We start from the raw sequence: 11,973 nt of genomic DNA, 5'->3' as shown, positions 1-11,973 counted from the left end.
GCTGCGATGAGTGACGTCGACACCCACGCGACCGGTTCGGACGGCAGTGCCGTCGTCAACCCGGGCGCCGTCCAGGGCCTGCAGACCCTGGGCGCCCCCGGCGGCGACGTCGGCCAGGGCAAGCCCGTGGCCGAGCGGCAGGGCTCCCTGTGGAGCGACGCGTGGCGCGAGCTGCGGCGCAGCCCCACCTTCTGGATCTCCAGCGCCGTGATCCTGGTGTTCCTCGTGATGGCGGCCTTCCCGGCGCTGTTCACGCTGCGGATGCCGGCGAGCGCGCGGAACCCGTACGACCTCCACCAGTGGAAGTGCAACCTCAGCAACAGCCTCAAGGGCAGCTCGAGCGGGCACCCCATGGGCTTCGACTTCCAGGGCTGCGACGTCTACGCCCAGACCATCTACGGCGCCCGCGCCTCGATCTCGGTCGGGTTCCTCGTCGTCATCCTCGCCACGCTGATCGGCGCGACGCTGGGCATCGTGGCCGGCTACTACGGCGGCTGGGTCGACGGGATCATCTCCCGCGTGGTCGACGTCTTCTTCGGCCTGCCCTACGTCCTCGGCGGCATCGTCATCCTCACGATCCTGCAGCTGCCGGGCATCACCGGCGTGGTCGTCGCGCTGACCGCCCTGGGCTGGGTGGGCACCGCCCGCATCGCCCGCTCCTCGGTGATCTCGGTGCGCGACGCCGACTTCGTCGTCGCGGCACGCTCGCTCGGCGCGAGCTCGACGCGGATCCTGCTGCGGCACATCGTCCCGAACTCCCTCGCCCCGCTCATCGTCATCTCGACGGTCGGGCTGGGCGCGATCGTGGCGAGCGAGGCGACGTTCTCGTTCCTCGGCATCGGGGTGCAGCCGCCCACGATCTCGTGGGGCACGCTCATCTCGGACGCCTCGGGCAACTTCATCCAGGCCGCGCACCCGCTCCTGTGGCCGTCGGGCACCCTCACCGTGGCCGTGCTGAGCTTCATCGTGCTCGGCGACACGGTCCGCGAGGCCCTCGACCCCAAGCTGCGCTGAGCGCACCCCTCCCTCACGACAGAAGGCCCGCATGACGACCTCCTACCTCGAGTCCTCGCCCGACGGCTCGGCAGCCGAGGACTCCTCCGCGCCGCTGCTCGAGCTCGACGACCTCCACGTCGAGTTCCGTACGCGCGACGGCGTCGCCCGCGCCGTCAACGGCGTGAGCTACACCGTCGAGGCGGGCAAGACGCTCGCGGTGCTGGGCGAGTCCGGCTCCGGCAAGAGCGTGACGGCGCAGGCGATCATGGGCATCCTCGACACCCCGCCGGCCTTCATCCCCCGAGGCGAGGTGCGCTTCAAGGGGCGTGACCTGCTCGCGATGCCCGAGCGGGAGCGGCGCGCGATCCGCGGCCAGCGGATCGCGATGATCTTCCAGGACGCGCTGTCGGCGCTGAACCCCGTCTTCCCCGTCGGGGACCAGATCGGGGAGATGTTCCGGGTCCACCGCGGGATGTCGAAGCGCGACTCCCGGCTGCGGGCGATCGAGATGATGGACCGCGTCCACATCCCCGCGGCGCGCCAGCGGGTGCGGGACTACCCGCACCAGTTCTCCGGCGGCATGCGCCAGCGCATCATGATCGCCATGGCCATCGCCCTCGGTCCCGAGGTGCTCATCGCCGACGAGCCGACGACGGCCCTCGACGTGACCGTGCAGGCGCAGATCATGGACCTGCTGCGCGAGCTGCAGGCCGAGACCAACATGGGCCTCATCCTCATCACCCACGACCTCGGCGTCGTGGCCGACGTGGCCGACCGCATCGCGGTGATGTACGCCGGGCGCATCGTCGAGGAGGCCTCGGTCTACGACATCTACAGCCGACCCGCCCACCCGTACACCAAGGGGCTGCTCGAGTCGGTGCCGCGCGTGGACCAGAAGGGCCAGAAGCTCAAGGCCGTCGAGGGCCTGCCGCCGAACCTCATGCGCATCCCGTCCGGGTGCCCGTTCCACCCGCGCTGCCCGTACAAGCAGGAGCCGGTCTGCACGACCGAGCTGCCGCAGCTCTACCCCACCGGCGCCGACAGCGGCGCTGCCTGCCACTTCTGGGAGGACGTGCGCCGCGAGTCCACCGCGGAGTTCGCCCTCGCCGGGAAGACGCAGGCCCAGCTCAACCAGGAGGGGGGACGGCGTGGCTGAGCCGATCCTCGAGGTCCGCGACCTCGTCAAGCACTTCCCGCTCACCCAGGGTGTGCTGTTCAAGCGGCAGATCGGCGCGGTGCGCGCGGTCGACGGCGTCAGCTTCGACCTCGCCAAGGGCGAGGCGCTCGGCGTCGTCGGTGAGTCCGGCTGCGGCAAGTCCACGCTCGCGAAGCTGCTGATGTCGCTGGAGAAGCCGACGTCCGGCACGGTGAAGTGGCGCGGCAAGGACATCTTCTCGCTGCGCGGCAAGGAGTTCCGCGAGATGCGGCGCAGCATCCAGATGGTGATGCAGGACCCGTACTCCTCGCTCAACCCGCGCATGACGGTCGGCGACATCATCGGCGAGCCCTACGAGGTGCACCCCGAGGTGGCGCCGAAGGGCGACCGCCGCCGGCGCGTCCAGGAGCTGCTCGACCTCGTCGGGCTCAACCCGGAGCACATCAACCGCTACCCGCACCAGTTCTCCGGCGGCCAGCGCCAGCGCATCGGGATCGCCCGCGGGCTCGCCCTGCGCCCGGACATCGTCATCTGCGACGAGCCGGTGTCCGCGCTGGACGTCTCCGTGCAGGCGCAGGTGATGAACCTGCTGGCGGACCTCCAGAAGGAGCTCGACCTCTCCTACGTCTTCATCGCCCACGACCTCTCGGTCGTGCGGCACATCTCGACGCGCGTCGCGGTCATGTACCTCGGCAGCGTCGTCGAGATCGGGACGGACGAGAACATCTACGACCACTCCACCCACCCGTACACCCAGGCGCTGCTGTCGGCGGTGCCGGTGCCGGACCCGACGCAGCGCAACAGCCGCGAGCGGATCCTGCTCCAGGGCGACGTCCCGTCCCCGGCGAACCCGCCCTCGGGCTGCCGCTTCCGCACGCGGTGCTGGAAGGCCCAGGACATCTGCGCCACCGAGCCCCCGCCGCTCGTCGACCGCCCGGCGCACGGGCACCCCAGCGCCTGCCACTTCGCGGAGGAGAAGAGCGCCGCGCAGCTCGCCGGCTGACGCCGTGATCATGCACGTCCTGGGTGGCCATCACGAGCGCAGGACGTGCATGATCACGAGAGGGGTCTGGCGTCAGGTGAGGTGCGTGCGCAGGAACTCCACCTGCAGCAGCATGAGGTTCTCGGCCACGACCTCCTGCGGGGTCATGTGCGTGACCCCCGACAGCGGCAGCACCGAGTGCGCCCGACCGGCGGCGAGCAGCGCCGAGGAGAGCGCGAGCGTGTTCGCGACCACGACGTTGTCGTCGGCGAGCCCGTGGATGAGCAGCAGCGGGCGGGTCAGCCGGGGGGCGTCGTCGATGAGGGAGATCGCGGCGTACCAGTCGGGGTGCTCGTCGGGCGTCCCGAGGTAGCGCTCGGTGTAGTGCGTGTCGTAGAGCCGCCAGTCGGTGACTGGCGCGCCGGAGACGGCCGCGTGGAAGACGTCGGGACGGCGCAGCACCGCGAGCGCCGCGAGGTAGCCGCCGAACGACCAGCCGCGGATCCCGACGCGGCCGAGGTCGAGGTCGTCGGGGAACCGCTCGGCGGCCGCGTGGAGCGCCGTGACCTGGTCCTCGAGCACGGCGTCCGCCCAGCCGCCGCCGGCGATGGCCTTCTCGAACGCGGGGCCGCGCCCGGGCGTCCCCCGGCCGTCCGCGACCACGACCGCGAAGCCCTGGTCGGCGAACCACTGCGGCTCGAGCCACATCGCCTGCGAGCGGACGACCTCGCGGTGCCCGGGGCCGCCGTACGGGTCGAGCAGGACCGGGAGCGGCCCGGGGAAGCGGTCGCGGTCCGTGGGCAGGTGCACCGCGGTCCGCAGCTCGCGCTCGCCGGCGTGGAGGATGCTGCGCGGTGACACCGACGCCATCGGGTACGCCGCAGCCAGCGAGCGGATGACGTGCTCCTCGCCGCCCCGGCCCTGGACGGTGGTGCGGGTGCCCTGCCACGCGCCGGAGGCTGACGCGAACACCGTGGTGCCGCCACCCCGCACGGCCGTGTGCACGCCCTCGTCCCCGCCCGCCGGCACCGGTACCGGGGTGCAGCCGCCCTCCGCCGTCCACTGCCACACCTGCACGTCCACCGCGTCCGGCGTCGCCCGGAACAGCACGCCGTCGTCCGCGGCGAGGACCCCCTCGACCTGCAGCCCGTCGGGCGAGACCGGCTCCCCGTCGACGGCGAGGTGGCGCGTCTCCCCGCGGTCGAGGGTGTGCACCAGCCGGCCGTCCGGCAGCAGCGCGGGCGACCCGGGCACGAGCTCCACCCAGTGCTCGTCGGCGTCCTCCCGGAGCACGCGGAGCGCGGCCCCGCCGGAGAGCCCCAGCACCTGCGTGCGCCGCTGGTCGCGCGACTGCACGTGGAGCAGGGCGTCATGGCCCGCGCGCCAGGAGACGGAGACGAGGTACGGGAACGCCGCCGTGTCCCACGGCACCGGCGTCACCGAGCCGTCGAGCCCGAGCAGGGCGAGCGAGACGTCGGCGTTGGCCGTACCGGTCGCCGGGTAGCGGACCGCGGTCGGGGCCACGGCGGGTGTCGCGGGGGAGGAGATCCACCACTGCTGCACCGGGGACTCGTCGACGCGCGCGGCGAGCACCGAGTGCGAGTCCGGTGCCCACCAGAAGCCGCGCAGCCGGCTCATCTCCTCCGCGGCCACGAACTCCGCGAGCCCCCACGTGACCTCGGGCGCGTCCGGGGACGCCAGCACCGTGACCTCGCCGGTCGCGAGCTCGACGACGTGCAGCGCACCGCCCGCGACCCAGGCGACGCGGCTGCCGTCGGGGGAGGGCCGGGGGTCGACCACCGGACCCGGCACATCGAGCACGCGCGGCTCCCCGCTCTGGAGCGGAGCGACGACCAGCCGGCCGCCGAGCGCGAGCGCGGCGGTGGCGCCCGCCTCGTCCAGCGCGTACGCGGTCACCCCGCCCGCCGCCTCGCGCAGCCGCTCGCGCCGCGCGCGCTCCTCGGGGGGCAGGTCCGCGTCCGAGGCGTCGAGCGTGGCCGGGTCGACGACGAGGCGCTCCTCGCCTGTGGCGACGTCGAGCAGCCACAGCCGCCCGACGCGGTCCTCGGGCCCGCCGGAGCGGACGAACAGGACGCCGTCGCCGCCCGGCAGCACCGACACCGTGCGGGGGGCGCCGAGCCGGAACCGCTGCGTCCGCGCGGAGAGCCGCGGATAGGTGACCTCGCCATCGCTCATGCCCGCATCCAACCAGCCGATGGGCAGCGCGAGCAGGACGGCGGTGCAGCACCGCCGCGGGAGCGGGTCGACCAGGAGGGGGACGACGGATGCGCTGGCGGGACGTGACGTCGCCGCGAGGGCCGCGCCAGGCCCTGGCCGCGATCTACGCCGTCGGCGCCGTCCTCACCCTGGGCACGTGCTGGGTCCCCGGCTGGCTCGAGCGCGGCCGCCTCGTCGTCACTGGCGTCGGCGTCGCCGCCGCGCTCGCCTCCATCCTGCTCGTCGTCTGCCGCCAGCTCGCCGACCGGCTGGTCCAGCCCGTCATCGCCGGCGGCGCGGTGCTCATCGCCGCCGAGACGTGGGCCACGGGCGGCGGAGTCGAGTCGGCGACGTACGCCAGCTTCAGCGTCTGGGCGGCGATGTTCGCGGCGCTCTACCTGCGGCCGGTCGCGTACGCCGCGCAGGTCACCTGCTCCGTCGTCATCACGGGCAGCGCGCTGGCCCTGGCCGCGCACGAGCCCACCGTGGTGCCGTTCGTGCTGCTCGCGGGGCTGCAGGTGACCAGCGGCCACCTCATCCGCGTTCTCGTCCGCCGGCTCACGCTGCTCGCCCACCGCGACGCGCTCACCGGCCTGCTCAGCGAGTCGGGGCTCCGCGCGGTCGGCGCCTCGCCCACCGCCAGCCAGGTCCGCGCCCTCGTCCTGATCGACGTCGACGGGTTCTCCGAGGTCAACGAGGCGGTGGGCCGCGAGGGCGGGGACGAGATCCTCACCGCGTTCGCCGCCGAGCTGCCCCGCCTCGCGCCAGGCGCCCCCGCCGTCGCCCGGCTCTCGAGCGACGTCTTCGCGCTGCTGCTCGTCGGCGGCGACGCGGAGCCGGCCGCGGTCCAGGCCCTGGCCGAGCGCGCGTCGGAGCAGCTGCGCCGCGCGTACTCCGTCGGCGGGATCGAGATCGACGTCGAGGTCGTCGTCGGCGCCGCTGTCGCCAGCACCGGCGAGCTGTTCGACCTGCTGCTGGACCGGGCGACCTCCGCGCTGAGCGCGGCGAAGCGCGAGGACCGCGCGGTCCGGGTCTGGAGCTCCGACCTCGCGCGCAACGCCGCCGACGAGCTGGTCCTGCAGTCGCAGCTGCGCCGCGGCATCCCCAAGGGCGAGCTCGTCCTGCACTACCAGCCGCAGTACGCCGCCCACTCCGGCGCCCTGACCGGCGTCGAGGCGCTGGTCCGGTGGGAGCACCCGGAGCGCGGTCTGCTCGGCCCGTACGCGTTCCTCCCGCTCGCGGAGCGCAGTCCCGTCATCGTCGAGCTCACCACCTGGGTGCTCTCCCGGGCGGTCGCGCAGGCGGCCTGGTGGCGCCAGGTCGCCGAGGTGCCCGTCTCGGTCAACCTCTCGCCTCGGCTGCTCGCGCACGAGGGGCTCGTCGACCTCGTCCGCGCCGTGCTCGCCATGCACGGCCTCCCGGCCCGGCTGCTCACCCTCGAGGTCACCGAGACCGCCGTCATGGCGCAGCCCGAGCGGGCGCGCGAGGTGCTCGGCGAGCTGCGCGCCCTCGGCGTGCGGATCTCGCTCGACGACTTTGGGACGGGCTACACGAGCCTCGCGATGCTCGCCGACCTGCCGCTGGACGAGCTCAAGGTCGACCGCCGCTTCGTCTCCGCGATCCTGACCGCGGACCGCGACGCGGCCATCGTGCGCTCGATCGCTGCGCTCGCCCGCCGGCTCGACCTCGAGCTCGTCGCCGAGGGCGTCGAGGACGAGGAGACCCGCAGGCTGCTCGCCGAGTGGGGCTACGACGTGCTGCAGGGCTTCCTGCTCGGCCGTCCCTCGCCGGTCGAGGGGCTCGGCCCGGCGCTCGGGCGCGCCCGCGTCCCCGCGCTCGCGGAGCCGCTCCCGGCCGACGTGCAGGTGGTCGACGAGGCGGCCCGGCTGCGGGCCCTGGCGCGGGTGCGCACCGACCGCTCGGAGTTCCTCGACTCCGTCGCGCGGCTCGCCGCGCAGCTCTGCGGGACGCCGATCGCCCTGGTCGACCTCGTCGGCGAGGAGGAGCTGGTGTTCGTCGGCGCGACGGGGACCGTCCTGCCCGGCGGCCCGCGCGAGCACTCGTTCTGCACGCACCTCGTCGCGGCGCAGCGCCCCGTCCAGGTGCCCGACGCCCGCCAGGACCCGCGCTTCGCCTCCAACCCCCTCGTCACCGGGGCGCGCGGGGTCCGGTTCTACGCCGGCGCCCCGGTCCGCTCCCAGGGTGAGGTCGTGGGCACCGTCTGCGTGCTCGATCGCGCGCCCCGCACCCTGGACGGGGAGCAGCGCGCGGCGCTGGAGGACCTCGCGCGCATCGTGGAGGCGCACCTCGAGGTGCAGGCCGCGGTCGGCGGGTAGCCGCTGTCCTCGGGAGGCGCCGCACGCGGGCGTAGGGTCGGGCGCATGACGACGCCGATCGCGCCGGACGGCGCCGAGGAGCCCGCCGGCGCGCCGCTGGCCAGCACCGATCCCTTCGCCGCCGAGCGCGACGTGCTCGACGAGGCCGCCGCCGCCGTCGAGGCCGCGCCGCTCACGGCCGAGGCGGAGCAGGAGATGGCCGTGCTCGACGTGCCGCGCCGCCTGCTGCTCGTGCACGCGCACCCCGACGACGAGACCATCGGCAACGGCGCGACGATGGCGACGTACGCCGCGGCCGGCACCCACGTCACCCTGCTCACCTGCACCCTCGGCGAGGAGGGCGAGGTGCTCGTCCCCGAGCTCGCGCACCTCGCCGCCGGCCGCGACGACACCCTCGGCCAGCACCGCGCGGGCGAGCTGGCGGGGGCGATGGAGGCCCTGGGCGTCCGCGACTCCCGCTTCCTCGGCGGCGCAGGCCGCTTCCGCGACTCCGGGATGATGGGCGTGCCGAGCAACGAGCGCCCCGACTGCTTCTGGCAGGCCGACCTCGAGGAGGCTGCCGCCCTGGTCGCCGAGGTGGTGCGCGAGGTGCGCCCGCAGGTGGTGGTGACCTACGACGAGAACGGCGGGTACGGCCACCCCGACCACATCCAGGCCCACCGCGCCGCCATGCGCGGAGTGGAGCTCGCGGCGGACGAGGCGTTCGCCGACGGCCGGGAGCCGTGGGCGGTGAGCAAGGTCTACTGGACCGCGTGGCCGGAGTCGCGGATGCGCGACGGGCTGCGCCGGCTGCGCGACGAGGGCGACGGCACGACGTTCTTCGGCATGGACCCCGAGGGCCCGCTGCCGGACACGACGCCCGACGAGCTCGTCACGACGGTCGTCGACGGGACCGCGCAGGTCGACGCGAAGCTCGCCGCGATGCGGGCGCACGCGACGCAGATCGCCGTCGACGGGCCGTTCTTCGCGCTGTCCAACAACCTCGGCAACGAGGTGTGGGCGCTCGAGCACTACCGGCTGGCGCGGGGCGAGCGCGGGCCGGTGGACCCGGAGTCGGGGCTCGAGACGGACCTGTTCGCGGGGCTCTGAGCCTGCCGGTACGCCCGTGACGCGGCGACGACCTCCTCCGTCGCGCTGCGCAGGCGGCGCAGCACGTCCTCGCCGACCGCGGCCCCGACCGCGTCGGCCCAGGCGTGCTGGGCCTCCCTCAGCTCCAGCAGCGTGGCGCGGCCCTGCTCCGTCGGGGTGAGCAGCTTCGCCCGGCGGTGCTGCGGGTTGGGGACGTACGCCGCCCACCCCCGCTCCACGAGCACGTCCGCGCTGCGCTGCACGCTCTGCCGGGCGAGCCCCAGCCCCACGCGCCGCGCGACCTCCGAGACGGTCCGCGGCTCGTCGAGCGTCGCGCCGAGCACCTGCCACAGCGCGGGGGTCAGCCCGGTGCCCGCGGTGATGTCGTGCGCCGCGGCGAGCAGCTCGCCGTTGAGCTCGAACGCCGGCAGGACCAGCGCGGTGAGCGCGTCGCCGGCGGGCGTACGGGTCACGCCGCGCCCGTCAGCTGGTCGAAGTAGCGGCGCTCGCCGGTCGTGTAGAGGCCGTACCACGCGTCCAGCACGTGCGGCGGGAACAGCCCGATCTGCGCGAACACCGCGCGGGCGAAGTCCACGGGCGCGGTGGCCGGCGCGGTGACGAGCCCGCGGTCGACGACGACCCGGGCCTCCTCGTAGCGGTCCGCGCCGGCGTAGCCCGGTGCTCCGGCGAGGAAGTCCGGCGCGTTGCTGGTGTGCTGGCGGTCGTCGAGCAGGCCGGCGCGTGCCAGGCCGTAGGTCGCCCCGCAGACCGCGGCGACCGGCACGTCCCTCGCGAGGCAGTCCGCCGCCAGCGCGAGGACCTCCTCGTGGCCCTCGCCCCAGGTGGCCGCACCCGGCAGCACGAGCACGGCGAGCCGAGCGGGGTCGAGGTCGGCCACCGCGACGTGGGGCGTGACGCGCAGCCCGCCCATCGTCGTGACCCCGCTGGGCTCCCCGGCGGTGACCAGGCGGAAGCGGTCGCCCCCGCCGAACGACGTGACGCCCGCGGTGACGTAGCCGAACTCCCAGTCGGCGGCGGTCTCGGGCAGGTAGAGCGCGACGTCCTGCACGGCCCCTCCTCGTTGTCAGGATGCTGTCATCTTCGTGCTTTGACAGGGGACTGTCAACCGTCACCCGTCCGGGTGGGATGCGCCTGCACCACCCGTTCGGCTCTGCAGCCCTCCTCCGCCGCCGGGGAGGATCGGGCCACCGGTCGCGTACCCGTCGGACAGCGCAGCGCTGCCGACCGCGCGCCCGGGGGAGAGGACGACATGGCGCAGCCGCTGGCGAACGAGGTCCTGGGCGGGGTCGACGTCCTCCGCGACCGGGAGGTGCTGCGGATGCGGCGCCTGCGCCGGATCCTGCTCGTCCTGCTGCCGGTGCTGGCGTGGGTGCTGTGGCGCGACCTCAGCGGGGACCCGCTGTCGTTCGGCCTCCCGCAGGTCGACTGGACGCTGGCCGGCATCGTCGTCTACCCCCTGGTCCTCATCGGCCTGGCGCTCTCGCAGATGCGGATGGGCGGCCGCTCGCCGCACCAGCTCGTGCCGCCGGAGCGCATCGGGCTCACCTTCGACGACGTCGTCGGCATCGACCCGATCAAGGCGGAGGTCGAGCGGACGCTGCAGCTCTTCCTGGCGCACAAGCAGTTCTCGGCGGTGATGGGCGGTCGTACGCGGCGCGGCCTCCTGCTCGAGGGACCGCCCGGCACGGGCAAGACGTACACCGCGAAGGCCCTGGCCGCCGAGGCGGGCGTGCCGTTCCTCTTCGCGACGGCCACCACCTTCATCTCCGGCCTGCAGGGCGCGTCGCAGCGCAAGGTGCGGCAGTACTTCCGCGCCCTGCGCAAGGCCGCGCGCAAGCACGGTGGCGCCATCGGCTTCATCGACGAGATCGATGCGATCGCCCTGTCGCGCCACGGCGTGGTGAGCGGGGCGTCGGTGTCCTCCGCGCCGGTGTCCTCCGCATCGGTGTCCTCGGCTTCGGTGTCCTCGGCGTCGGTGCAGTGCTGCGGCGGGCTCGAGGGGCTGCCGATGGCGGTCGCTGCTTCGACCGTCGTCTCGGGGTTCAGCGGTGGCGGCGACGCGCAGCACGTGGTCAACGAGCTCCTCGTGCAGCTGCAGTCCTTCGACGAGCCGACCGGCTGGGAGCGCGCCAAGACCTGGCTCGCGGCCCAGGTGAACCTGCTGCTCCCGGAGGACCGGCGCATCGAGGTGAGGGTCAGCCCCGCACCCAACGTGCTGCTCGTCGCGAGCACCAACCGGGCAGAGCTGCTCGACCCCGCGCTGCTGCGCCCCGGCCGCTTCGACCAGCGGCTCTCCTTCGACCTCCCGACGAAGCGGGGGCGGCGCGAGCTCGTCGAGTTCTTCCTGCGCAGCAAGGCGCACGACGAGGGCATGGCCACCGACGAGACGCGCGAGGCGCTCGCCGCGATCACGACGGGCTACAGCCCGGCATCGCTGGAGGGCCTGCTCGACGAGGCGCTCGTGCAGGCGCTGCAGCAGGGGCGTACGGCGATGACGTGGCAGGACGTCGAGCGCGCTCGCATGCTCCTGGAGGTCGGGGTCGCGCAGCCCGTCGACTACACCGCTGCCGAGGCCGAGCTCATCGCCACGCACGAGGCTGGTCACGCGACCGTCGCCTGGCTCGTGGCACCGCACCGCCGGCTCGAGATCCTCACGATCATCAAGCGCCGCAGCGCGCTCGGCCTGCTGGCGCACGGCGACCGCGAGGACGTCTTCACCCGCTCGCGCGCCGAGCTCGCCGGCCTGGTGCAGATCGCGTTCGGGGGCCAGGTCGCCGAGGAGCTCTTCTTCGACGAGGTGTCGACGGGCCCGTCGGGCGACCTGCAGTACGCCACGGGCATCGCCGCGCAGATGGTCGGCTCCGCCGGCATGGCGGGCAGCCTGCTCTCGCTGACCGGCAAGGGGTCCTCCCTGGTCGAGTCCGTGCTGGGCGACGGCGAGGCGCGGGCCCGCGCGGAGGAGCTGCTGCAGGAGCAGAAAGCCGTCGTGCGCGACCTGCTCGAGGCCAACCGGCACCTCGTCGCCGCTCTGCGCGACGCGCTGCTCTCGCGGCACGAGCTGATCGGGACGGAGATCACCGACGTGCTGGAAGGTGCAGCGCAGGCCGGGGTGGTCGGCGGGGCTCCGGTCGCCGGGCAGCTCGAGATCGACCTGCGGGACGGCGCGCGGCAGCGCACGGAGTAGGGCGTCGCGCCTC

At 74.2% G+C, this 11,973-nt stretch carries 8 protein-coding genes and 1 pseudogene; 6 read left to right on the top strand and 3 right to left on the bottom strand.

Going from position 1 to position 11,973, the window contains the following annotated elements; genetic code table 11:
* Positions 1-6: 6 nt before the first annotated feature.
* From EV189_RS13300 to EV189_RS13290, 3 genes and pseudogenes are all read left to right on the top strand, one after another.
* Positions 7-1,014 carry an ABC transporter permease gene (locus EV189_RS13300; protein WP_130493414.1) on the top strand — a complete coding sequence of 336 codons (1,008 nt, stop codon included), beginning with the start codon at positions 7-9 and terminating at the stop codon, positions 1,012-1,014.
* A gap of 31 nt (positions 1,015-1,045) precedes the next feature.
* Positions 1,046-2,068 (top strand): annotated as a pseudogene (locus EV189_RS13295) (ABC transporter ATP-binding protein); the annotation flags it as partial.
* Positions 2,046-3,155: an ABC transporter ATP-binding protein gene (locus EV189_RS13290; protein ID WP_407938143.1), complete on the top strand. Its 1,110-nt coding sequence runs from the start codon at positions 2,046-2,048 to the stop codon at positions 3,153-3,155. The pseudogene EV189_RS13295 and the gene EV189_RS13290, both read left to right, overlap by 23 nt.
* 72 nt (positions 3,156-3,227) lie before the next feature.
* Here the strand turns inward: EV189_RS13290 and EV189_RS13285 are convergent, their stop codons facing one another.
* Positions 3,228-5,330: a S9 family peptidase gene (locus tag EV189_RS13285; protein WP_130493411.1), complete on the bottom strand. Its 2,103-nt coding sequence runs from the start codon at positions 5,328-5,330 to the stop codon at positions 3,228-3,230.
* 104 nt (positions 5,331-5,434) lie between these two features.
* On the opposite strand from EV189_RS13285, the gene EV189_RS13280 reads away from it, so the two are divergent.
* A complete protein-coding gene (locus EV189_RS13280; protein WP_165400286.1) occupies positions 5,435-7,687 on the top strand; it encodes an EAL domain-containing protein in 2,253 nt (750 codons plus the stop codon).
* 195 nt (positions 7,688-7,882) lie between these two features.
* Positions 7,883-8,776: an N-acetyl-1-D-myo-inositol-2-amino-2-deoxy-alpha-D-glucopyranoside deacetylase gene (gene mshB, locus EV189_RS13275; protein WP_196788580.1), complete on the top strand. Its 894-nt coding sequence runs from the start codon at positions 7,883-7,885 to the stop codon at positions 8,774-8,776.
* Here mshB and EV189_RS13270 read toward each other — a convergent pair.
* Positions 8,698-9,228 carry a MarR family winged helix-turn-helix transcriptional regulator gene (locus EV189_RS13270; RefSeq protein WP_130493409.1) on the bottom strand — a complete coding sequence of 177 codons (531 nt, stop codon included), beginning with the start codon at positions 9,226-9,228 and terminating at the stop codon, positions 8,698-8,700. The two genes, mshB and EV189_RS13270, sit on opposite strands and share 79 nt — an antisense overlap.
* Positions 9,225-9,824, bottom strand: coding sequence for a DJ-1/PfpI family protein (locus EV189_RS13265; RefSeq protein ID WP_130493408.1), 600 nt, complete (start codon positions 9,822-9,824; stop codon positions 9,225-9,227). The genes EV189_RS13270 and EV189_RS13265 overlap by 4 nt, the downstream gene beginning before the upstream one ends.
* A gap of 201 nt (positions 9,825-10,025) precedes the next feature.
* Between EV189_RS13265 and EV189_RS13260 the strand changes: the two genes are divergently transcribed.
* Entirely contained in the window at positions 10,026-11,960 is a 1,935-nt protein-coding gene (locus EV189_RS13260) for an AAA family ATPase (RefSeq protein WP_130493407.1), read from the top strand.
* Positions 11,961-11,973 lie beyond the last annotated feature (13 nt).

Origin of the sequence: Motilibacter rhizosphaerae, assembly GCF_004216915.1 — a bacterium.
Classification (GTDB): Bacteria; Actinomycetota; Actinomycetes; order Motilibacterales; family Motilibacteraceae; genus Motilibacter; species Motilibacter rhizosphaerae.
The sequence above is the reverse complement of the archived record's forward strand: the minus strand, read 5'-3'. Positions and strand labels throughout refer to the sequence as shown.

What these genes read in the sequence shown, in the direction of transcription:
- EV189_RS13285 (WP_130493411.1), bottom strand. Translation starts at nt 5,330, where the DNA reads ATGAGCGATGGCGAGGTCACCTATCCGCGGCTCTCCGCGCGGACGCAG.
- EV189_RS13260 (WP_130493407.1), top strand. Translation starts at nt 10,026, where the DNA reads ATGGCGCAGCCGCTGGCGAACGAGGTCCTGGGCGGGGTCGACGTCCTC.
- EV189_RS13300 (WP_130493414.1), top strand. Translation starts at nt 7, where the DNA reads ATGAGTGACGTCGACACCCACGCGACCGGTTCGGACGGCAGTGCCGTC.
- mshB (WP_196788580.1), top strand. Translation starts at nt 7,883, where the DNA reads ATGGCCGTGCTCGACGTGCCGCGCCGCCTGCTGCTCGTGCACGCGCAC.